The 21,759-nt window shown below is 53.4% G+C and carries 18 protein-coding genes and 2 pseudogenes; 12 read left to right on the top strand and 8 right to left on the bottom strand.

Translation table 11 applies throughout. The features are described from left to right. Window positions 1–6: 6 nt before the first annotated feature. From NFS35_RS06055 to NFS35_RS06035, 5 genes and pseudogenes are all read right to left on the bottom strand, one after another. Complete coding sequence (locus tag NFS35_RS06055; protein ID WP_251206241.1) at window positions 7–2,850, bottom strand: glycoside hydrolase family 3 protein; 2,844 nt, start codon at window positions 2,848–2,850, stop codon at window positions 7–9. Between the two features lie 31 nt (window positions 2,851–2,881). After that, window positions 2,882–5,224: pseudogene (gene yicI / locus NFS35_RS06050) on the bottom strand (alpha-xylosidase). A 456-nt stretch (window positions 5,225–5,680) separates the two neighbouring features. Then, on the bottom strand, window positions 5,681–6,799 hold the full coding sequence (locus tag NFS35_RS06045) for a MerR family transcriptional regulator (protein ID WP_275564663.1): 1,119 nt from the start codon (window positions 6,797–6,799) through the stop codon (window positions 5,681–5,683). Window positions 6,800–6,849: 50 nt separating this feature from the next. Next, complete coding sequence (locus tag NFS35_RS06040) at window positions 6,850–7,584, bottom strand: alpha/beta hydrolase family protein (protein WP_251206240.1); 735 nt, start codon at window positions 7,582–7,584, stop codon at window positions 6,850–6,852. Between the two features lie 52 nt (window positions 7,585–7,636). Continuing rightward, window positions 7,637–8,728 (bottom strand): hypothetical protein, encoded by a 1,092-nt coding sequence (locus NFS35_RS06035; RefSeq protein WP_251206239.1) that lies wholly within the window; start codon window positions 8,726–8,728, stop codon window positions 7,637–7,639. A 482-nt stretch (window positions 8,729–9,210) separates the two neighbouring features. On the opposite strand from NFS35_RS06035, the gene NFS35_RS06030 reads away from it, so the two are divergent. Together NFS35_RS06030 and NFS35_RS06025 are read left to right on the top strand one after the other, a co-directional pair. Next, complete coding sequence (locus NFS35_RS06030; RefSeq protein ID WP_251206238.1) at window positions 9,211–9,642, top strand: hypothetical protein; 432 nt, start codon at window positions 9,211–9,213, stop codon at window positions 9,640–9,642. A gap of 206 nt (window positions 9,643–9,848) precedes the next feature. After that, a complete protein-coding gene (locus NFS35_RS06025; RefSeq protein WP_251206237.1) occupies window positions 9,849–10,493 on the top strand; it encodes a GNAT family N-acetyltransferase in 645 nt (214 codons plus the stop codon). 11 nt (window positions 10,494–10,504) lie between these two features. Here NFS35_RS06025 and NFS35_RS06020 read toward each other — a convergent pair whose 3' ends face one another. Next, window positions 10,505–10,738: a GNAT family N-acetyltransferase gene (locus NFS35_RS06020; RefSeq protein WP_251206236.1), complete on the bottom strand. Its 234-nt coding sequence runs from the start codon at window positions 10,736–10,738 to the stop codon at window positions 10,505–10,507. Window positions 10,739–10,929: 191 nt separating this feature from the next. Here NFS35_RS06020 and NFS35_RS06015 point away from each other — a divergent pair, with 191 nt between their 5' ends. Together NFS35_RS06015 and NFS35_RS06010 are read left to right on the top strand one after the other, a co-directional pair. Continuing rightward, window positions 10,930–11,787, top strand: a complete 858-nt coding sequence (locus NFS35_RS06015; protein WP_251206235.1) for a DUF4474 domain-containing protein — start codon at window positions 10,930–10,932, stop codon at window positions 11,785–11,787. After that, window positions 11,784–12,593 (top strand): metallophosphoesterase family protein, encoded by an 810-nt coding sequence (locus tag NFS35_RS06010; RefSeq protein ID WP_251206234.1) that lies wholly within the window; start codon window positions 11,784–11,786, stop codon window positions 12,591–12,593. The genes NFS35_RS06015 and NFS35_RS06010 overlap by 4 nt, the downstream gene beginning before the upstream one ends. Before the next feature lie 25 nt (window positions 12,594–12,618). Here the strand turns inward: NFS35_RS06010 and NFS35_RS06005 are convergent, their stop codons facing one another. After that, window positions 12,619–15,516 carry a GAF domain-containing hybrid sensor histidine kinase/response regulator gene (locus NFS35_RS06005; protein ID WP_251206233.1) on the bottom strand — a complete coding sequence of 966 codons (2,898 nt, stop codon included), beginning with the start codon at window positions 15,514–15,516 and terminating at the stop codon, window positions 12,619–12,621. A 409-nt stretch (window positions 15,517–15,925) separates the two neighbouring features. Between NFS35_RS06005 and NFS35_RS29625 the strand changes: the two are divergent. Together NFS35_RS29625 and NFS35_RS29620 are read left to right on the top strand one after the other, a co-directional pair. After that, window positions 15,926–16,366, top strand: a pseudogene (locus tag NFS35_RS29625) (GNAT family N-acetyltransferase); the annotation flags it as partial. Then, window positions 16,358–16,966, top strand: a complete 609-nt coding sequence (locus NFS35_RS29620; protein WP_251206360.1) for a GNAT family N-acetyltransferase — start codon at window positions 16,358–16,360, stop codon at window positions 16,964–16,966. The pseudogene NFS35_RS29625 and the gene NFS35_RS29620, both read left to right, overlap by 9 nt. A gap of 47 nt (window positions 16,967–17,013) precedes the next feature. Here the strand turns inward: NFS35_RS29620 and NFS35_RS05990 are convergent, their stop codons facing one another. After that, window positions 17,014–17,214 (bottom strand): hypothetical protein, encoded by a 201-nt coding sequence (locus NFS35_RS05990; protein ID WP_251206232.1) that lies wholly within the window; start codon window positions 17,212–17,214, stop codon window positions 17,014–17,016. Window positions 17,215–17,278: 64 nt separating this feature from the next. Between NFS35_RS05990 and NFS35_RS05985 the strand changes: the two genes are divergently transcribed. The 6 genes from NFS35_RS05985 to NFS35_RS05960 all read left to right on the top strand — a co-directional run bounded on the left by NFS35_RS05985 (window position 17,279) and on the right by NFS35_RS05960 (window position 21,757). Then, entirely contained in the window at window positions 17,279–19,162 is a 1,884-nt protein-coding gene (locus tag NFS35_RS05985) for a recombinase family protein (RefSeq protein ID WP_251206231.1), read from the top strand. Window positions 19,163–19,271: 109 nt separating this feature from the next. Then, window positions 19,272–19,862: a TetR/AcrR family transcriptional regulator gene (locus tag NFS35_RS05980; RefSeq protein WP_172518939.1), complete on the top strand. Its 591-nt coding sequence runs from the start codon at window positions 19,272–19,274 to the stop codon at window positions 19,860–19,862. Window positions 19,863–19,873: 11 nt separating this feature from the next. After that, entirely contained in the window at window positions 19,874–20,104 is a 231-nt protein-coding gene (locus NFS35_RS05975; RefSeq protein WP_016303716.1) for a DUF4177 domain-containing protein, read from the top strand. Continuing rightward, window positions 20,101–20,847, top strand: coding sequence for an ATP-binding cassette domain-containing protein (locus tag NFS35_RS05970; protein WP_251206230.1), 747 nt, complete (start codon window positions 20,101–20,103; stop codon window positions 20,845–20,847). The genes NFS35_RS05975 and NFS35_RS05970 overlap by 4 nt, the downstream gene beginning before the upstream one ends. Then, window positions 20,819–21,514: an ABC transporter permease gene (locus NFS35_RS05965; protein WP_251206229.1), complete on the top strand. Its 696-nt coding sequence runs from the start codon at window positions 20,819–20,821 to the stop codon at window positions 21,512–21,514. Before NFS35_RS05970 ends, NFS35_RS05965 begins: the two co-directional genes overlap by 29 nt. 18 nt (window positions 21,515–21,532) lie before the next feature. After that, on the top strand, window positions 21,533–21,757 hold the full coding sequence (locus NFS35_RS05960; protein WP_016280388.1) for a hypothetical protein: 225 nt from the start codon (window positions 21,533–21,535) through the stop codon (window positions 21,755–21,757). Window positions 21,758–21,759 lie beyond the last annotated feature (2 nt).

Raw genomic sequence — 21,759 nt, 5'->3', positions numbered from 1 at the left:
GTATCCTTAATTCTCCTGTGCCTCTTCCTGTGTCTCTTTCACGGCCCTAAACTGCGCTTCCATGGACTCCGCCAGTACGAGCCTGGCCTCCTGGATCTCCATGCCGCCCTGACCGAAGAAGAATTTCAGGAAAGTAGTGTTATGGAAAGAGGGATTCAGCCGTACTTCCTCTGTCCTCCACTCCTTATCATCCCCTGTAAGGGAAATGGTCTTCACAATCTGCTTGTCCTGAGACAATGTCAGGGGAATCTGCGCCAGGCTGCCCTGGCCAGCCACTCTGCATACCAGCTCCAGCCGATAGACGCCGCGCTCCCTGATATTCAGTTCAAAGGTCACGCTGCTTCCCTTTCCTGTCCGAATCCGCTCTGCGGGAAGATTGCAGGTCTCTTCTTCCACCGAAGCCCTTATCAGCTCCCCGAAGGATTCCATCTCCCGGGCTGCGACAGCGGCCAGCTGCCTGTCCAGTTCGCTCTCTCTGCCAAGCATCCGCTGATAAGCGGGCGTCCGCAGCAGGAAACGGCAGATGTTCGCCGCGCTGCGCAGGTATTCGGCTCTTGTGACAGTCCCCTTTTCCAGGCTTTCCATGGAATTGTCGTTCTGGGAATTCTCGCCTGCGTTGGCGGTCACCATGAACAGGTCGTTCTGGGCCCGGACCATGGCCGCCATGTTGTTCACGCTCCCGGGCTGGCTCTCGTCATTGCCCCTTGCCCACCAGTCTGTCATGACAATACCGTCATAATTCCACTCTTCCCGCAGGATAGTGGTGAGCATGTCGTAATTGCTGGCGGACCAGTAGCCGTTGATGGGATTGTAGGAGGTCATGACGGAGTACGCGCCGCCCTCTTTCACCGCGATTTCAAAGCCTTTCAGGTACAGTTCCCGCAGCGCCCGCTCAGAGACCACAGCCTCTACGGTGTTGCGGCAGAATTCCTGGCTGTTGCAGGCGAAGTGCTTGATTGTGCCTGTGACATCATACCGCCCCATGGCCCGCAGCTGTGCCGCGGCCATTTTTCCCGTCACCAGGGGATCCTCGCTGAAATACTCGAAATTACGGCCGTTCAGGGGATTCCTGTGGATGTTGATGCCGGGGCCAAGCAGGGTGTCTATCTTGTTCTTGCGCAGCTCCAGACCCTCCCACTCGAACAGTTCTTCCGACAGTTCTTCATTAAATGTCGAGCCAAGGCAGGCGCCGTTGGGCATGGCGAACGCAATGCTGCCGCAGTCCATCCGGATGCCGCTGGGACCGTCCGCGCAGCAGGCTATAGGGATGCCGAATTCCTGTAATCTCTCCGTGACGCCGCCGAAAGCTCCCGCCGTGCCGGGCGTCACCTTGGGGGAGCACATGCCCTCTCCTCTGACGATGCAGCACAAATCTTCATCTGTCAGCTGGGCAAGGAAATCTTCCATGGATACTCTTCCGGACTCCACATCAGACAATTTGTAGCCCAAATCTCCTGTACAGGTAAAACCTGCCAGTCTCTCCAGACGCCGCTCTCCCGGATTTATCGTGCGCACGGGAACGGGCTCGAAGCTTATCCGGAATCCGTCATCCTCACCAGCCCGGGGCTTCATCCTGTCGAAAGCCGTCACCGGTGCGCAGGCCTCCTCCAGTTCTTCTGCTACAATCGCTTCTTCTATCCCCATGTTGCCTGCAGGAGACGCACTTCTCACATCCGTTCCCACATAGAAGACATATACGCCTGCTTCCAGTACCCAACAGGACTTATGGCCTGCGGCGCCGCTGTCATCATAGGAGGCGATTGCGCCCGCAGGAACCGAAATCTCCAGCTCCTGTGCCTCGCCCGGGGCAAGCTCTTTCGTCTTGGCGAAACCGCACAGGCTGCGGGCAGGCTTTCCCAGCGCTCCCTGGGGAGCCTGGCAGTAGACCTGCACCACTTCTTTTCCGGAAACGTTTCCTGTATTCGTCACCTTTGCCCGAATCGTCAGCCCCTGTGCCGCCTTTCCGCCTTTTGCCTCCTCTTCGGCATCTTCCAGCTCTGCCTCCACGGCAAATGTGGTATAGGAAAGCCCGAAGCCGAAAGGATAAAGAACCCTGTCTTTTGCAAAAGTCTCAAAGTACCGATATCCTACATAGATATCTTCCTGATAGAGATTCCGCTTCTCGCCTCCATGGTTGCGGGTGGAGGGATAATCAGCAATGTCCCTGGCGATGGTATCCGTCAGCTTGCCGGAGGGAGATGCTTTCCCGGAAAGCACGTCCAGCACACCGTTCCCGCCTTCCTGGCCGCCCTGCCATACGTACAGCACAGCGGATGGCCGGTACGTTTCCACCCACTTCATATCGATGATATTCCCCACATTCAGCAGCACCACCGTGCGCTCAAAGGCACCGCACACCAGCCGGAGCATCTCTTCCTCATCCTCGGTCAGCAAGTAGCTGCCCGCCTCCGCCTTGTTGTCCTGATCCTCCCCGGCCGTCCTGGCGATGACGATGACAGCTGTGTCAGATTCTTCCCTGGCGCTGCGAACCAGCTCTTCCGTCAGGGGCATCTCTTTCTGAAACCAGGGCTCCCCGGCCCAGCCTGCCCCGGCATCGAAAGGATTGTCTTTCAACCAGTCCTCGTATACTGCTTTCAGTTTCCCATTCAGCACAAAACCGCTCTCTTCCAGCGCCTCTCTGATGCCCGTCACATAGCTTGTATTGACCATGCCCCCGGAGCCTGTGCCGCTCTTATAATAGTTATACAGGCCTCTGCCGAAGAGAGCGATTTTCTCGTCCTCTCTCAAAGGCAGTACCGCTCCCTCATTGCGCAGCATGACGATTCCCTCCGCCACCACGGCTCTGGCCGTCTTCGCGTATGATTTTATGTCAAAAATTTTGTTTTCCATCCTTACCTCCTCTTTTTTATAAGGAATATGTTTATTTTTTCAGTACGACCGCTGCCGATCCGCCTTTTTCAAAGGAAAGCACGATATCGTTTCCCCTGATTTCGCATGCCGCTCCGCTGACCTCCGCAACGGCTCCCGCATTCACAAGTTCCACCTTGCAGGGCTTGTCTCCGGTCATGTCTATCCTGTAGGCATCTCCCCTGCGCTCCACCTGAATCAGCGTATCCTGCTCGCATTTCCCATTATAGACTACAGTCCCGGCTTCTTCTCCGTCCCCGGGGGCATATACCCTGAAATTGACGTCTTTGGCGTAGTCATATTCCGGACCGTCATGGCAGGCTCCCACGGCTACCACGCTGCTTTCCTTCGCATAAAGCGGTATGCTCAAGTATCCATGCTTCTCCCGGTACCATCTGCCGCCCCGGCGCGTCTCTCCTGTGAGGAAATTGGTCCATGTGCCTTCCGGCAGGTAGTACTCCGCCATTCCCTCTTCATTGAAGACGGGGGCTACCAGCAGGGAATCCCCCAGCATGTACTGGGTGGCCAGGTAATCGCAGTTCCTGTCCTCCGGAAATTCCAGCGCCATGCTCCGCATCATGGGCACCCCTGTCCGGGAAGTCTCAATGGCGTTCCGATACAGGTAGGGCATCAGGGAAGCTTTCAGGCGGGTGAAGAAACGCACCACGTCCACGCTCTCCTCGTCGTAAAGCCAGGGCACCCGGTAAGAAGAGGAACCGTGGAGCCTGGAATGGGTGGAGAGCAGCCCAAAGGCGCACCAGCGCTTGTACACATCCGGCGTGGACTTGCTCTCGAAGCCGCCGATGTCATGGCTCCAGAAGCCGAAGCCCGAAGAGGTCAGGGACAGGCCGCCCCGGAGGCTCTGTTCCATGGACTCATAATCGGACCAGCAGTCCCCGCCCCAGTGCACCGGGAATTTCTGTCCTCCCGCGGTGGCGGAGCGGGCGAACAGGACTGCCTCCTCTTTGCCCCTCTTGCGCTCCAACACTTCATATACCGCCTTATTATAGAGATAGGTGTAGAAATTGTGCATCTTCACCGGATCCGCGCCGTTGTGGTATACCACGTCCGTGGGAATCCGCTCGCCGAAATCCGTCTTGAAGCAGTCCACGCCCATCTCCAGCAGCTTCTCCAATCCCCGCTGATACCAGGCTGTGGCTTCCGGATTGGTGAAATCAACGATGGCCATGCCCGACTGCCACATGTCCCACTGCCAGACATCTCCGTCCCGCCGTTTCAGGAAATATCCTTTCTCCACTCCCTCATCGAACAGGGCGGACTCCTGACCGATATAGGAATTGATCCAGACGCAGACCCGGATTCCTTTTTCCTTAATCCTGCGCAGCATCCCCTCCGGATCCGGGAATACGGCTTCGTCCCAGATGAAGTCCGTCCAGTGGAATTCTTTCATCCAGCAGCAGTCGAAGTGGAACACCGACAGCGGTATCCCCCGCGATAGCATCCCGTCGATAAAGCTCATGACAGTGGCTTCGTCGTAATCCGTGGTAAAGGAGGTGGACAGCCACAGTCCGAACGTCCAGGGCGCGGGCAGTCCGGGCTTTCCCGTCAGATCCGTGTAGCGCTCCAGCACCTGCTTCATGTCAGAACCGCTGAAAAGATAATAGTCCAGGCACTCTCCCTCCACGGAAAAGGCCACTTTATTTACCTGTTCCGTGCCCACTTCAAAGTCCACCCGCTCAGGGTGGTTCACGAACACGCCGTACCCTCTGTTGGACAGGTAGAACGGAATGTTCTTGTAGGACTGCTCCGTGCTGGTGCCGCCGTCCTCGTTTCAGACGGACACGGACTGGCCGTTCTTCACAAAGGCCCCGAAGCGCTCGCCCAGGCCGTATATCCTCTCGCCCACGGACAAGCCCAGCTGCTGGCGCATATAGGCGCCGTCCCCTTTGTCATAGGCCATCCCTTTCCAGTCTTCCTTGATATAGGCCAGGTCTCTGGGCGCGCTCCTGGTCAGAAGCTCCCCGTCCCGCTCGTAGCGCATGAACCAGCTCTTCCTGCCGATGATCAGGCCTAAACTGCCGCTTTTTATGGTAATGGTCTCTTCCGTCTCCTCCACGGACAGATGCTTTCCCCGGGCAACTGCCAGTTCAAATTCCGGCTCTCTCTTCGCTCTGCCCTTGTGGTGCCAGGTCTGTACCCGAATCACCTCCGGCATGGGCGTGGTCACCCGAATGGTCAGGTTGACGCCGTCTATGGTATTGCCGCGGCCGTTCACCACGGCTGTGGGCGCGCACAGCACCACCTCATCTTCTTTGACTTTGCTGTCATATACCTGCTGGGGCGAAAAACTTGCGAAGCCCTCTCTCAGCAGCCAGCATCCGTTCTGAAATTTCATGCGATCCCTCCTCCGTCTTTTTCTTTCTCTGGTAAAAATTTTTTCTCTTAATAAAAAGTATGCTACCGAACAATCCCTCTGTCAAGGATAATTACAGTGTGCAGGCCCTGCAAAATGAAAAGCTTTCAATTCGCCGTTAACCATTGCCCTGAATCCGGTACTATATAAGTGAAAGCCATCTTCGCCTATGCGCTCTCGCGGGTGTCCCACAAAGAAGATGCGGAGTACCCGGCCGGTTCATGCCTCGGAAAGCGTGGGGAAAATTATCGAGCCGGTGGTCACAGAGATGCTGCTGTTCCACAGGGTAATCCTGATTGGAGGACTCGCGGTCAAGTCAGGGACGCTGACGCTTCCCGAAGATGGCCTGCCGCTGGAGGATTTGTGTATCAAATGTCATAGAATTTATACTGCAGCAGGAAACCTATGTCTGTTTCCTGCTGCGATAGTCTTAAGGTCTCATATGTGGCATCGGAACATCCCTGCGGACTTGTGGATAAAAATCGCTCCCTCTCTGTCCATCCGTTCCCTGAGCTGCCTGCGGAATTCTTCCCCTCTCTGCTCCAGGATACAGGCGGCATTGCCGGGATAGGAGGCGACATAGTCATAGATTGCTTCTATGTCGTCTACGATCAGGTCATTGTCCTGGTCCATCCGCTCTACCCGGGGAAAGAAAGCCTGTAGCTGTGGCACGGCGTTCTCCAGCCGGAAAGGCTTCGTGATGCTCTGGAAAGGCATCTCAATCCGGGCATCGAAAGCTGCCACGATCTCGTGCAGTTCCCGCATATGGCCGTGGCCTATAGTGGAGCAGAAAAAATTTCCGGCGGGCTTCAGGCCCCGGGCGATTTCCCTCAGGCAGTCCTTTCTGCGCTTCACATGATACAGCATATGGTTAGCGATGATGCAGTCATATTTTCCTTTCTCCAGCGCCAGGCTGTCCGCGTCACAGATTCGGTATTCGGTGCATATTCCTTTTGACTCAAATATCTCCCGACATGCCGAGAGGTTTTCCCGGGTTTTCTCCAGCATTCCAAAAGAGCGGTCTGTCAGCGTCAGACGCAGTCCGGACGGCAGCCTGTGGGCGTTCGCCTGCCACAGCAGTCCTGTGCCGCATCCCAGTTCCAGGACCCTGTCCCCCTCCCGGAGCGCGAGTCTTTCGTACACCCATTCCATCCATCCCTGGGAACTGGTACTGTAGTCGTGGAGGCGGATTCGTTTCTCCAGATTGCCTGCGGTCCTGTACTGCTCCTGTATCTTCTCATCCTCTGTGAGCAGGTTCAGCAGCCGGATCAGGAAACCGTATTTGTCGCTTTCCTGACTGTTTTCCATCACCTCGATGGCGGAGATGATTTCTTCCAGATGCCGTTTTTTTCGTATCAGAAGTTCTTTCTGCTCCGAGAGCTGCTGTTCTATGCTCCGGGATGCCATGATTTCTTCAATCTTCCGGAGGGAAAAGCCCAGGTACTTCAGCGTCAGGATGCGCTGGAGCACGGCCAGGGATTCCTGGTTGTAATATCGGTATCCCGCCTCCGAATAGGAAACGGGTTTCAGCAGGCCTTTGGCATCATAAAATCTTATGGTGCGTAGGGGATGACGTTAGGGAACTGTCAAGAGCGAAATAACATTTTTCAGATAGTTTCCTGAATAAAGGCAACGGAATGCTCTCTGGCGGCAGCGCTGTCGGCTCCCTCATAGCCGTGTCCCGCGCCGGGCATCCTGATCAGCCTGGCTTCCCTGTAGGCGGACAGCGCCTTTTCGGAACAGCTGATGGGCACAACTGAATCCTCCGTGCCGTGAATCAGCAATACGGGCCCGCGATACTCCGCTATCTTTCCATACACATCAATCTTCCTGGCCTGTTCATCGAAAGCTTTCCCCAGGGTAATGCCGAACACACAGGTCTCTCCGGCCATATACCGTCTCCCGGCATCCTCCAGAATGGAAAAAGCCGGATACCAGAGAATCAGGGCTCTGACGTCCCGGGGACGGCGGGCAGCCACCAGCGCCGAAACCAGCCCTCCCATGCTCTCGCCCTGGAGGAAGATTCGCTCCGGGTCTGCCCGGTCCAGCTTCCCTGCACCCGCAAGGACAGTCTCCAGATCCGCGCACTCGGATTCCACGGTCATCTCCTCCATGGTGCCGTCGCTCTGGCTCTGCATGCCGCCTCCGCAGAAATCAAAGAACAGGCAGCAGATACCGGCCTCCGCAAAACCGGCCCCATGGTGCTCCAGCTCCCGGAAATTGCCCCCGAAGCCATGGCTGAAGATGACCAGGGGCAGTTTCCCTCTCCTCTCGTCCGGCAGGTACAGCCGTCCCTTTATCTTCATTCCGTTCTCTTTTCTGAATGTCATTTCCTGTATCATTTTTGTCTTCTTTCCTCCTGATTGCCCTTGTCATGAAACAAAATCCGGTTCTCTATCTCTCAACACTGAACAGATAAGCCGTGCTCCCTTTCTGGAATCCATCCAGACAGACCTCCGCCGTCCAGTATTTCGACGGATAGGGAATCATCACATTTTGGGCCAGAATCGTATTCCTGGTCACATCGTACATGGCATCGCAGTCGAAGCCCTCCTGTCCATGCATGGCATCCATATCCCCGGTGAACTCCGCGAAAGCGAACTGGGACAGATAAGGCATGCCGAATTTCCCATCGTTGTCCGGGACGAAATCCACATAGGCGTACCCCTGGGGAACAGGCGCGCCCGCCGCCAGGAACCGTCCCCACAGCGCATGGCAGCGCTCCACGTCCACGCCTCTGCCATAGTGGTGCACCAGTATCACATCATAGAGGAGCTCGCTGCCATGCCCCTCCCTCTCAATGGCATCCAGGACACGCTGCAGTTCCTCCAGGCCCGTGGCATCCTGGGAAAAGTCTTTCTCCACCCCCACAAAGCGCATGGCTGGAAGCTTCCTGTACTCGAAGCGCACTATCCGGAAGCCATCCTGCTGCCGTTTTACCACATCCGGCATGAACAGGGTCCACTGCACGCCGGCGTCACAGTCTTTCAGGTAATTGATGTATCCGAAAACCTCCACCGTATCCGTCCCCTCGTGGCCGGTGATGCCCCCTGCGAAGAGTTCTCTTGTTTCACGTTTCTTTATGGACGAAAAATCAGAGAACACTTCCCTCACCACTTCTTTCAGCTCCTCCGCCCGGGGCGCCCCCGCCAGCTCTTCCTCAAACCTGTCCAATGTGTCGAATACGGCCATGTTCACCAGCCCCGATGGCATCAGGGCTGTCAGTTCCTCCCGCAGCTGTCTGCACTGCCGCGAAAACCGTCCGATGATTCCCTCCATGAAAATCGTCCTGTTGCGGGCCAGCTCTTCCCCGCCCCATCTGCCACCCTCCAGAAGCCATACCGTCACCGCGTCGAAAGCGTCCGGGTTCGTCCCCCTTGCCTGCCCCGCCCAGTCCACGATGCGCTGATACCTTTCCTCCGGGCTCCCGGCCCCGCCGTTTTCCTCCGCCTCATACCAGCAGAATCTGTCCTGTAAATTCTCCATATGTCCTCCTTGATTATATAATATCCTCTTGGAATCTCCAAGCCGTTTATCCTATGGCTTTTCGGAAACTACCTTTTCCTCACAGCCTAATCATAATGCAAAATCCCTTTTATTGCAAACCTAAAACGGGCCTGTAATTTATACTCCGCGCAAAATCCTCAAAATCGTTGTGCCCTGGCCACCAGGCTATGTTATACTTAAGTTGCTTCGAAGCAAAGACAGCGTCTGCACCGTCCGGCATCAGTCCATGCCTGGGTACCGACGGGTCAGAGACAAACTTAACAGGAGGTGAGCGGCAAACCATATGAACCATTATATCCTGATCTGGTCTATGCGAACTTATAAAGAACGGATATTTCATCACCGAAGACTGGTGGGAGAACCCGGAGACCACCGCCCTGATTGCCACCGGCACGAAAGTCCTTCCTCCCCTTACCCCCAAAGAAGCGCTTCGGAACGCGGCACAAGCCCTGGAGGGGCGCATGTGCGGAACCTATGCCAAGGGGACATCTGCCTATGACGCCTGGAAAGACGCCCTGCTGCGCGACCGGGATTTTTCGGCTGATGCCGTCCTTCCCTTGCTGGTGGAGCGCATGATGTGCCACGGCGACGCCATGGACTGCCTCTCTGACGGGCGCCTCCACGCAGCGAAGTATCTGCGCAGGCTGGCGGAGCAATCTCCCGAAACGGCGCCTAAGCTGAACGCCGCCGCAGGAGAACTGGAGGGCATCTGTGAAATCCTGTGGAAAGAGATGATTCCCGTCCTGGGCGGCTGGGAGCGGGGCGAGGCCCAGACGCGCCGGCTGGCACAATCTAAGAACCGGCGGCTGTTCGCCGGGCTGATCGACCGGATGAAAGCCCATGATGAGCGGGCATATGCTTACATCCGTGAATCACTGGCCTGCAGTGAGTAGCCCTCCCGTATCGCCATCTGCATCGCAGAAAGACATGTATCTTCTCAGGGTACATGTCTTTTTTGAATAAACTCTTCAGGAGCCCAAAGTCCGGACCCCCGCTGCGGCTTGACACAAAAGCCACATTGTGATAACTTATAGAAATCCACACAGCATCTGCGCTGTGCATGCATCGTGAAAGCACGGGAATTTGGGGAGAATGCACAATGAATAGAACACCTATACGATTCGATAATCATGACCGCCGGATAAAATACTATGAACTGCTGCTGGAACAGGATTTGGAGGGCATACCCTGTCTCCCTCTTCCTGGCGATTATCATTTTGTCTTCTATCATCATGGGGACAGGGACGCCTGGATCGACATAGAGAAGTCCGCAAAGGAATTCGACACCTATGAGCAGGGACTGGAGTCCTGGAACAGGTATTATGGCGGCAAGGAGGATTCGCTTTTTCACCGGATGGTCTTCGTGGAAAATGCTGACGGAGAGAAAGTAGCCACCGCCACGGCATATCACGACATAACCGGCCGGGACAAGTCCGGCTCCGGCTGGCTCCACTGGGTAGCCGTCCGCAGGGAATATCAGAAGAAAGGTCTGTCGAAGCCATTGATCACCTATGTGCTGGATATCATGCGCAAGTCGGGCTACATCCATGCCAAAATCCCCACTCAGACCACCACCTGGCTGGCCTGCAAGGTCTATCTGGATCTGGGCTTCAGGCCTATCCCCCAGAATGCCGTCAGCAGCCGTGACGGGTGGAGAATCATGAAAGCGCTGACGAACCATGCCGCCTTACAGGCTTTCGATGCCGCTCATGAGAGCGAAATTCTGTCTGATTGCGAACAGTAAAACGCTCCCATTCAAATCCCCAAAAACTCCATATTGACCGATTTCTCCGTAAAACCGTATTTCTCATACATGGCCCTGGCCGCTTGATTCCTGGCATTGACCTGAAGCTCCAGGCCGTCATATCCCCGCTCACGGCACAGCTGCAGCAATGCGTCGAACAATTCACGGCCGATGCCCCGGCCTCGGTAACCCTCCTCCACCGCCATGGAATCCACGAACAGCACCTCCCCGCCTGGCGGCTTCATCCGCTTTCAGGAGACCGTCATAAATTTTCCGGGTACATCTTTTCGACAGGCAGCATATAATAGAGCAAAACAACATAGAATTATAGGTTATAGTCATGTATGCTGCTCTTTTTATTTTACTCTTAATAGCCCTTCTGGGCATGCTGCCTGGTCACTTCCGCAGACGGAAAATCATCTGCAGAATCCGGGACATGGACAAATGCAGAAAATGTAATCTGCTGGGAGAACTGGCGCAGCCTTTCGGCTATGTGTACCATTGCGGCTGCGGTTTCTTCTCTTCCGCCGCAGATGCCTGGCAAAAAGCCGGCGGCTATACCTGGGTTTTCGACTACCTGGCGCCTCGGTTCCGGATGGTGTTCGACTCCCTTCCGGTGTATTTCAATTACCGTGGCCGGACATGGCTGATTGAATTCTGGAAAGGCCAGTACGGCATCAACGCCGGCGCGGAAATCGGCATCTATCACGCCGACAGGCTGCTGTCCGAATCGGAATACCGGACGGCGCATTTCCAGGCGGCAGGGGAGACGGAAATGCTGCCATGTTCGCTGCAGCTGTGCCTGGAAAACGGCGCCTGTGTGAATATTTCCGACAGACACTGGTGGCTGACGGCCTTTCTGCCGGGCGTCTTCTCCCGGCCCTGTGATTTGTGCCTGAAAGCAACGGTCTGCTTCTGCAACAGCGAAATGCTGGAAGCCTTTTACCGGGGCCTTTGCAGGACGGGGTATCCAGCGGAGAGGATTACGGTACAGAACCTGTGCCTGTCCTTTACTTTCCATCAGCCGGGCAAAACACATTACGGCTTCCCGACCCGCCTGCGCCGCTGGCTGTCCCAGTGCCTGAACCGGATGTACTGCCGTCTCTTCCTCTGGGTCACCAGGCCTTTTAAGTGCACGGAAGACCGCATCCTGTTCCTGTACTACTACATCCCGTTCTGCTTCCGGAAGCTGATGCGGCTGCGCCGCTTCCACAGACGGTGCCACCGGAAATATGGCTGCCGGCGTCCGAAATGCTGCCGCAGCTTGCGCCCCCAGAGCGGGAAAAAGCAATGAGCACCGCCGGACGCCTGAACCGCGCCTTTGCCCAGGCGCTGGTTCTGCCTTTCCACCATTGCTCCAGATATGTGCTGGTCAGCGACTGCCACAGGGGCGTGGGCACCTCCGCAGACAATTTCCTGAAGAACCAGCATCTGTACTATGCGGCGATGGAACATTACTATAGAAACGGCTTTACGTATATCGAACTGGGGGACGGCGAGGAGCTGTGGGAGAACCGGAAACTGCGCAATATCACGGAGATTCATGAGGATGTGTACTGCATGTTCGCCCGGTTCGAGGAAAAGGGGCGGCTGCATCTGCTCTACGGCAACCACAACATTGTCCGCAGGAAGAACCCGGCCTTTCTGGAAGCCGTCATACTATACGCCGAAGCCGCGCCGGAGAAATCCCTGTACCTGACCCACGGCCATCAGGCCAGTTTTTTGAACTCCACCCTGTGGCCCCTGGCCAGGTTCCTGGTGCGGTATTTCTGGAATCCCCTGGAAAATCTGGGCTTCCTGGATCCCACCAGCGCCGCTAAGAATTATGAGGTGAAAGAGAAATGCGAGGAGAGCCTGCGCAGCTGGGCCGAAGCAGAACACCACATTCTGATTACAGGGCATACCCACCGGCCCGTGCTGCCCGAAGAGCCTTCTTTCTATTATAATACGGGCAGCTGCGTCCATCCCCGCTGCATCACCTGTATCGAAATCCATCGCGGGGAGATGACCCTGGTGAAATGGACTATGGATGCCCGGGCCGACAGCGTCCTGTACGTGGCCAGGCAAATCATCTCCGGCCCTGTGAAAATATTGGATTGAAAGAGCGGCTGGCCGCCCTGAAATATCACGTTCCGGAACCACCGCAGCCCGACGGACGCCGCAGCCGCCCTATCACCCGGAACATCCTGTCCATGTCCACCGGTTTGGCCAGGTGCTCGTTCATCCCGGCATCCTTTGCCATCGCGATGTCCTCCTCGAAAGCGTTGGCCGACAGGGCTATGATAGGCACGGTTCCCGCGTCCGGCCTGTCCAGGCCCCGAATCATGCGGGTGGCTTCAAATCCGCTCATCACCGGCATCATCAGATCCATCAGGATGCAGTCAAAGGCTCCGTGGCCTGATGCCCGGAAAGTCTCCACTGCGGCTTTTCCGTCTTTTGCGGTGACCACCGAAGCGCCCGCCTGTTCCAGGATGAATTCCACGATTTCGCAGTTGACTTCATTGTCCTCCACCAAGAGGACGCGCATTCCCGAAATGTCGGCAGGCGCGCCGGATTCCCCTGGCCCTGATTTCCCCGCTTCCGGCTCCGGCACCCGATTCCTGTCCGGCGGAAACGACAAAGTGACCCGGAACTGACTCCCTTTCCCGATTCGGCTCTCCACCTCCACTTTGCCATCCATCTGCTCTACCAGCTTTTTTACAATGGACAGGCCCAGCCCGGCTCCATTGTAGCTGGTTCTTGCGCCCGGATTTTCCTGGGTGAAAGGTTCAAACATATGCTCTTTGAACTCTTCTCCTATACCGATTCCGGTATCTCTGACCACAAACTCATAGTCAGCGCAATCATCTCCCCGGGAGATTTCTTCCGCCCGGAGGAATACGAATCCCCCTGGCCGGTTATATTTCACCGCGTTGTCAATGAGTTTCGTCAGAATCTGTCTCAGATGCAGCGGGTTGCCGAGCAGCCTGTTATGACGCAGATGCATCTCCTCCAGCACCAGGCCCACCCCCGCTGCTTTCGCATGGGGGGACATAATCATAATGCAGTGTTCCAGTGTCTCAAAAAGATCAAAAGATTTCTCCACGTCGGCAGGCCTGCCGCTCTCCAGCCTGCTGACCAGCAGGACATCGTTCACCAGGGACAGCAGATGCTCCGTGGAGACACGGATTTTCTCCCGGCACTCTTTCTGCCTGCCGGGCTCCTCTTCGGTCTGCTCCATGATGGTAAGCATGCCCAGAATGCCGTTGATGGGCGTGCGCAGGTCATGGGACATGTGAGAGAGGAATTCGCTCTTGGCCAAATTGGCACGCCGCACTTTCTCCAGCAGTTCCATGATGGCCTGCTCCTGCTTCTTCCTGGTCACCATGGTCTCCGTGATGTCCTGGTGATAGCCGTTGAGACAGACACCGGGCTTTTTGAATTTCTTATCCGGCACGCCGCCGCAGCGGACATAAATTTTTCCCTGAACCGGGTGGTTCCACGGATACACCACCTCGGAGCGCCCGGTTTCCAGAATTTCCTGCACCGCCTGCTGCACCATCTCCACATAGTCCGGCTGGATATTCCCGAACCAGTGGCGGTAGCACGCTTCCGGCTCCATATCCTCCGGCGCGCCCAGCAGCATCCGCATGGTTCTGTCCGCATACATCCTGGGTTCGCAGCCCTCCTCCAGCTCGATGGTCCAGATTCCCGTCTTCCCTCCCTCCAGGATGTCCTCCAGGCTCTGTCTGGCTTCCAGCCGGTACCTTTCTTCCTGGTCCACCACCGCATTGATATCGCGGAACGCAAAAATCGCGCTCTGCTCCTCTTCCGCTTTCCCCGTGACAGAGAAGTGGATTTCCAGGTTCTTGAGCCCTTTCGGGTTGTCTTTCACCTGGTAGCGGACGTAGAATTTCTTTTTCGTCTTCAGCTGGGTCAGTATGTACTCTTTTTTCGTCACCATGCGGAGTCGTTCCTGATCCCCGGGCGTCACATACAGGGAAATGTACCGCTCCATGGCGAACTGGTAGCCATCCGCAAAATCCATGGGCTGGTTCTCCCCATGGAATTCGTTTTCCCGGTAAATCCGGCATGTGTCCGTGAGGAAATCCACCTGGTAAATCCCCAGATAATCCACATTGAGGGCATAGAGCACATCATGGCTGCGCTTCTCCAGCTCCCGGACCAGATTGCGCCGCCGCAGAGAAGAGACGATGAAGTAGGCCGCTGTCTGGAGCATATTGGAGGTATATTCCAGGGACTTTGCCGGCGGATTGTCCACACCGTAAAACCCGATGATTCTGTCATCGTCGTACAGCGGAACCACCACAAGGGAATGGATGTCCTGCTGCTTCAGCTTTTCGTATTGGAGAGAATCGCTGTGCCTGATTTCTTCCAGATTGTTGATGGCGATATGCTTGCCCACGCTGAACTTCCGGTACCAGCTGGCGCAGACTTCCGGCGGGACATTCTGAAGATTCTCCTTCTCCGGCCGCACCCCGTCAGCCACCCACTCATAGGTATTGTCGTCGCATTCGGCGGAATTCCGCTCAAAGATATAAGTCCGCTCTCCCCCCAGGGCCTTTCCCAGATATCCCAGCAGCACATCCAGGGACTGATCCGGCGTGTCCTCCAGAAGGGCCACCCGAAGCCCCTCATTGATGACCGCTTCCAAATTCTGGACATCCTGCACCATGCTCTTATGCTGCTCCTGGATGCTTATGTCCAATGCCATCTCCAGGCGGTACTGTTTCCCGTTCTCCGTCAGAATCGCGCTCCTGAGCAGGAAATGCCTGTTCAGATGCTGATGGTAGTACTGCTGTTCATAATAGCTCTGATGGGCCGCGCAGCTGCCGCAGAACGCGCAGGGGACGGCGCCATTGCGCAGAATCCGGTAGCAAGGCTGCCCTTTGGCCTCCGCCAGAGAGCCGATGCCGAAGACATCCATGGCCTTTTTGTTCATGTAGACCAGTTCATGGGTCTCTATATCCGCAACGTAGACAATCTCGTTGATATTTTCAAAAAACCCCCATAAATTCCCCATAAAGTCCCCTCCGTTTCCTTTGAAAGGTAAATAAATGCAGCTCTTTCTTCTATAAAAATATGTGAACAGCCACGAAACCCCCGGACTTTTCTTTTCGTTGGCTCATCGGGACGCATGGGGGCATTACGGTACCTTTCTGGAATCGCGGCTTTAGTGGTCAGTATAACATAATACGGCTGAAAAGTCCACTTCCCGAATATCGCTTATTCTTATTTATCCGGAACATTTTTTAATGTATTCAAAATAGGAAAGAAGTGATATGATAGAGAAGAATCGCCGGCTTCGCGAAATGGAAGGACGCTCCTGCCCATATGCAGGCCAGATTTCATTGGGATGCGGTCACGCCCACAGCCTGACCATATGACCAGCGGGAAGCAACGGAGGTTCTTGAAATCAGGGAGGAAACAGTATGTTGATCCGCCAATATGCTCCGTCAGATTGCAGAGAACTGACAGAGCTTTTCTACAATACCGTACATCAGGTCAACGCAAAAGACTACACAAAGGAACAGCTGGACGCCTGGGCCTCCGGGGAAGCGGCTCTGGAGCAGTGGAACTGTTCTCTCCAGGAACACTACAGCGTGGTGGCAGTCGAAGGCGATGCGATAACCGGCTTCGGGGATATCGATAAAACAGGATATCTTGACCGGTTATACGTCCACAAAGATTACCAGGGACAGGGAATCGCCACCGCCATCTGCGACGAACTGGAGAAGGCCGCACCCGGGGACATCACTGTCCATTCCTCCGTCACTGCAAGGGCTTTTTTTGAAAAAAGAGGATATCAGGTCTTGCGGGAACAGCAGGTTGAACGCAGGGGAATAACTCTGACCAATTATGTCATGGAGAAACGTTCGGCAAACACTCCCCCATTAGAAACCGGCCGCCTGCTGCTGAGGAAGTTCACGGAGCAGGATATGGCCGCCCTGTTCGCCATGCACAGCGATAAAGAGGTAAATAAGTTTCTGCCCTGGTTCCCCTTAAAGACCATGGAGGAAGCGAAAGCTTTCTGGAATGAGCGGTACCGGAACGCCTATGCCCGGGAACGCTCCTATCAATATGCCATCTGCCTGAAAGAGGATAATGTCCCCATCGGCTATGTCAACGTCAGCATGGACGACGGCCACGACTTCGGTTATGGGCTGCGGAAAGAATTCTGGCACAGGGGCATCGTCACCGAGGCCGGAAAAGCAGTTGCTGAACGTCTCAAAGCCGACGGTATCCCGTACATCACCGCCACCCATGACGTCAACAATCCCCACAGCGGCGCAGTGATGCGGCAGCTGGGCATGCAGTACCGCTACTCCTACGAGGAACAGTGGCAGCCCAAAGACATTCTGGTCACATTCCGGATGTACCAGCTGAATTTCCACGCCAATCCGGACTGGGTATATGAGAAATACTGGAAGGAGTCGAAAGTGCATTTTGTGGAGACCGGAGTCGGAAATTGACTGATCGATAATGGCCTGAATCGTGGCAATCGGCTTGAACACAGATACTATACTGCTGAAAGATATGTTTTGCTAATAAACCGAAAATGCTGCCCTAAGAATCCGGCTATATGATAAAAGAACCCTAAACCGTCTTTTATCGAAACACCTTGTTTCAGCTTGTTTACAGCTAATTGAATATCTTTGCCTGCATTAAAAACGATTTGTTGGTTTTGGGTGATATATGCTCTAAATGACTTCTTAATCACGAGATTTTCTCATGGTTAGTGAAGGACACATTTAGAGCATATTTCATGTAAGGAGGCAGACACTATGACGAAAACCAAAATCACTCCATTATACGAGAGGTTAAGCCGTGACGATGAATTGAACGGGGAATCTAATTCTATCAGCAACCAGAAATCCATGCTGGAAGATTACGCCCACCGCAACGGTTTTCCCAACCCGACCCATTTCACGGACGATGGAATCTCCGGAACCCGGTTCGACCGCCCCGGATTCACTGCCATGATGGAGGAAGTGGAGGCCGGGAACGTCGAGGCAATCATCATCAAAGACATGAGCCGCCTGGGACGTGACTATCTCAAAGTCGGTCAGGTTATGGAAATCCTGCGGCAGAGAGGCGTCCGGCTGATCGCCATCAATGACGGAGTGGACAGCGCCAACGGAGAGAATGATTTTACCCCGTTCCTGAACATCATGTATGAATTTTACGCCAGAGATACCAGCCGCAAGATTAAATCCGTATTCAAGGCAAAAGGCATGAGCGGCAAGCACCTGACTGGCACGGTCATTTACGGCTACTTATGGGACGAAAAGCGGGAACACTGGATTGTGGACGAAGAAGCCGCTGACGTGGTGCGCCGGATATTTGCTATGACTTTGGACGGATACGGCCCCTACCAGATTGCAAGCCGGCTGTCACAGGAAAAGATTGAGATACCTTCCCTGCACCTCTCTCATTACGGGGAGGGTGTGAACCAATCCAAGACGTTTAAAGACCCTTATGGCTGGAGTTCTTCTACTATCGTCAATATCCTGAAAAAGCGTGAGTATTTAGGCCACACCATCAACTTCAAGACCCGCAAACATTTCAAGGACAAGAAAAGCCACTACGTTGACGAAAATGAATGGGTAATCTTCGAGGACACCCACACCGCCATTATCGACCCTGAAACCTTTGGGAATGTGCAGAGAATCCGTTCCAACGTGAAGCGTTACCCGGACGGCTGGGGAGAAGCCGCCCCGCTCACCGGTCTGCTCTACTGCGCCGACTGCGGCGGCAAGATGTACGTCCACCGCACCAACAACGGCAAGCGTATCTCACAGTATACCTGCTCCCAATATAGCAAGGTTCCGGTTGGCGTCCTCTGCTCCACGCAACACCGAATCAATGAAAGCGCCGTCCTGACACTGGTTTCCGATATGCTCCGGGCGATAGCGGAGTATTCCAGAAATGACCGGGCAGAGTTTATCAAAGCGGTTCAGGAAACCCAGGCCGAGCAGCAGGCCAGCGACATCACCAGAAAGCGGAAACGGCTGGCGGCGGTACAGAAACGGGCTGGGGAACTGGAAAAACTGATATGCAAGATTTATGAGGACAATGTGCTGGGCAAGCTGCCGGACGCAAGATATGCCGCCCTGGACGCACAGTACGCAAAGGAGCAGGAATCCCTTTCCGGCGAGATTGCCGAACTGGAAAAGGTAATCGCCGGATATGAGCAGAGCCGGAAATCAGCGGAGAAATTTATCGCCCTTGTTGACAAGTACGAGAATTTTGACAACCTGACTACCACCATGCTGAATGAGTTTGTGGAGAAAATCCTTGTCCATGAGCGTGATCGGAAAGGCAGCATTGAAACCACGCAGGAGGTTGAGATTTACTTCAATTTTGTCGGGAGGTACATACCGCCCCATTTCGGGGAAGTGGACCTCACGCCGGAGGAACTGGAAGCCCTGCGGAAGAAAGAGGAACGCAAGGATAAGCTGCACCAGGCATATCTCCGGCGCAAGGCCAACGGGACACAGAAACGGTACGAGGATAAAATCAAGGCAAAGAAAAAGGCTGAAATCGAGGCGAAGAAAGCCGCTATTCGTGCCGAGGATATGAAAAGAGGCGTGTTTATCCCGGCCAACAGCCTGCCAACGAAAGAACCACGAGTGGGAAAAAATATGATTTCAACTATTGCACAATAAACAAAACTTTTTCACCTTGACAATATGTGTTACAAATGTTATTATTTACTTGCGAATATTTATAACGAATATTCGCAAGTAAAATTCACCAGAAGGGAGAAATAGAATTATGCCGTCAAAGCCAGTCCTTTCGGACACTGATAAAAAAGCAATCCGCAAAAAGCTGGAAGAACTATGCGAGGAATGTTGGATAGCGCAAGGGTACAAAAAGACAAGCATTAAGAATCTATGCGACAAGGCAGTTATATCTATCGGTACTTTTTATACGCTCTACCCGACAAAGGAAGATTTATTCCTTGAAACAATCACAGACATACAAAGGAGGTTGACAGAAAAAATTATCGACATAAACAGGAACAGCCGGACGAAAGAGGGCTTTGCACAGTCCATGAAAAGGCTTTTCCGGGAATACGACAGCAAGCCGTTCCTCTACAATGTCAATACGCCGGATTTTCAGTCTTTTGTAACAAAGCTGCCGGAAGAAACGATTAAGAAAATCAAGTTTGACAGTTTCGATTTTTTCAGACAGGTTATCCATGCCGCAGACCTCAATCTGAAAATGGAGGAAGCACAGGCATATGGAATTTTGAGTGCGCTGCTGTCAACAATCAATGCAAAAGAAACGCTTTCCGTCACTTGTGATTATTTCGCTGTTTTTGATTTTATGGTGGATAGCCTTGTGGCAGATATTTTTGAGTAAAGGAGATTGTTATGACAGAATTTGAGTACAAAACGATAGTAATTGACAGCAAGGAAACAGAACATTCCGAAAAGTCGCTGTCTGATAAGCTGAACCATTACGGTAAGGACGGTTGGGAACTGGTTACTTGTTTTTCTTATCCATGTATAGGCAGTTCCCAATATTCCCTTATCGGAATCGCACAGAAAGCGACTTTGATATTTAAAAGGCGGCTATGCTCCGAAAAGGGGGCGAGCGAATGACAAATGCGGTTGAAGTCCGGCATTTATCAAAATCCATAGAGGGCAACCCCATACTGAATGATATTTGCATGAATGTAAGGCAAGGGGAAGTATACGGATTTCTGGGCGCAAACGGCGCAGGAAAAACTTCGCTGATGAAAACGCTGTACCACGTCATTTTCCCCGATACAGGTACGGTATGTTTATTAGGCGAAACTATCAACAAGGGGAACAATCCCGTTTTCTCCCGTATCGGCAGCATTATTGAAAGCCCTGTTTTTTACAGCCATTTAAGCGCATACGAGAACATGGAACTCCATTGCCGATACATGGGCGCAGGCTATGAAAACATCATGGAAACGCTGTCACTGTTAGGGATTGCAGAAACGGGCAAAAAAGCCGTAGGGAAATTCTCTTTGGGAATGAAACAGCGGCTTGCGCTTGCAAGGGCAATGCTCACGAAGCCGGATTTGCTCATTTTAGACGAACCTATAAACGGCTTAGACCCACAGGGAATTATAGAAGTACGGGAGCTGCTGCTGCGAATCAACCATGAATACCACACAAGCATTTTAATATCCAGCCATATCCTTGACGAACTATCTAAAATTGCCGATACAATCGGAATTATTGACCACGGGGCTATGCTTGCGGAAGTATCAATGAAAGAACTCACAGCCAAAGGGATAGACCTTGAAACCTATTATTTAGGCTTATTGGGAGGAGGTGAAAAAAATGTGGAACCTTATCCGCATGGAAATTAAGAAAGTACCGTTAAAGCCGCATATTGCCGGATTGTTAATCGCTAACTTTATTATCTTTCTGCTTTCCGTCTTTACGTCCAGCCTTTTAACCGCAAGCGGCAATATATCCACGCTTCCGGGATTTGCCCCTGTCCAGTTAGATACAGTTACGTTAGCGGCAATGCTTGTAAGGGCTACTCTGATTGTATGGGAAGCGGTACTGATTTCCGTATTTGTGATTGAAGAATACAGAAACAAAACAATCTGTTTGCTTTTCACTTACCCAATCAGTCGCACAAAACTGATTACGGCAAAACTCATTTTGATATGTGGTATCATGTTCCTGTTCCATGTACTATCAAATATCTTCCAATATGCCACAATCTTTCTTGCGGCAAAATGTTTTGATTTTGTCACGTTCAGCTTTGGAAACATACTGGCACAGGCAGTTACAACAATATCCGTTATCCTGTTGGGGCTTCTCCCGCTGTATGTTGGAATGATAAAGAAGTCAGCGATTGCAACCGTTGTTTCGTCTATTGTCATTGTTGCCATAGCGTCAAACTCACAGGGAAGTAGCGCAGGATTGATGTCAATCCCCGTTGCGGCAGTTATTTTCGGTATCATAGGCATCATTTTTTCAGCAGTCGCAATGAGAAAAATGATTTTATCAGATTTGAGCAATTAAAAGAAAGGGGGCGATAATATGAATTTTCCAATTCCCGATTTTGTACCCGTTCCAAGTGCGGAAATCATGCAGACCATTTCAATCGTATCATTGATTGTTGGTATCTGCCTTGTGGGCGTGGGATTGATTTTCCTGTTTCTGAACAAGAGAAAAGGGAAAGAAAAGAAAGCCACAGCCCTATGGATTGTCATAGGCGTTGGCGTGTTGCTTATTGTAAATCACGGCATACAGTTATTGTTTTAAAG

The organism is Acetatifactor aquisgranensis, from assembly GCF_943193215.1.
Classification (GTDB): Bacteria; Bacillota; Clostridia; order Lachnospirales; family Lachnospiraceae; genus Acetatifactor; species Acetatifactor aquisgranensis.
The sequence above is the reverse complement of the archived record's forward strand: the minus strand, read 5'-3'. Positions and strand labels throughout refer to the sequence as shown.

Bases quoted from the DNA above. Each gene is read 5' to 3' on its own strand.
- NFS35_RS06035 (WP_251206239.1), bottom strand. From the start codon at position 8,728: ATGGAGAATTTACAGGACAGATTCTGCTGGTATGAGGCGGAGGAAAAC.
- NFS35_RS05960 (WP_016280388.1), top strand. From the start codon at position 21,533: ATGAATTTTCCAATTCCCGATTTTGTACCCGTTCCAAGTGCGGAAATC.
- NFS35_RS05970 (WP_251206230.1), top strand. From the start codon at position 20,101: ATGACAAATGCGGTTGAAGTCCGGCATTTATCAAAATCCATAGAGGGC.
- NFS35_RS06015 (WP_251206235.1), top strand. From the start codon at position 10,930: ATGGACAAATGCAGAAAATGTAATCTGCTGGGAGAACTGGCGCAGCCT.
- NFS35_RS06020 (WP_251206236.1), bottom strand. From the start codon at position 10,738: ATGAAGCCGCCAGGCGGGGAGGTGCTGTTCGTGGATTCCATGGCGGTG.
- NFS35_RS06055 (WP_251206241.1), bottom strand. From the start codon at position 2,850: ATGGAAAACAAAATTTTTGACATAAAATCATACGCGAAGACGGCCAGA.
- NFS35_RS05975 (WP_016303716.1), top strand. From the start codon at position 19,874: ATGACAGAATTTGAGTACAAAACGATAGTAATTGACAGCAAGGAAACA.
- NFS35_RS05985 (WP_251206231.1), top strand. From the start codon at position 17,279: ATGACGAAAACCAAAATCACTCCATTATACGAGAGGTTAAGCCGTGAC.
- NFS35_RS06025 (WP_251206237.1), top strand. From the start codon at position 9,849: ATGAATAGAACACCTATACGATTCGATAATCATGACCGCCGGATAAAA.
- NFS35_RS06030 (WP_251206238.1), top strand. From the start codon at position 9,211: ATGTGCGGAACCTATGCCAAGGGGACATCTGCCTATGACGCCTGGAAA.
- NFS35_RS06040 (WP_251206240.1), bottom strand. From the start codon at position 7,584: ATGATACAGGAAATGACATTCAGAAAAGAGAACGGAATGAAGATAAAG.
- NFS35_RS29620 (WP_251206360.1), top strand. From the start codon at position 16,358: ATGGAGAAACGTTCGGCAAACACTCCCCCATTAGAAACCGGCCGCCTG.
- NFS35_RS05980 (WP_172518939.1), top strand. From the start codon at position 19,272: ATGCCGTCAAAGCCAGTCCTTTCGGACACTGATAAAAAAGCAATCCGC.
- NFS35_RS05965 (WP_251206229.1), top strand. From the start codon at position 20,819: ATGTGGAACCTTATCCGCATGGAAATTAAGAAAGTACCGTTAAAGCCG.
- NFS35_RS06005 (WP_251206233.1), bottom strand. From the start codon at position 15,516: ATGGGGAATTTATGGGGGTTTTTTGAAAATATCAACGAGATTGTCTAC.
- NFS35_RS06010 (WP_251206234.1), top strand. From the start codon at position 11,784: ATGAGCACCGCCGGACGCCTGAACCGCGCCTTTGCCCAGGCGCTGGTT.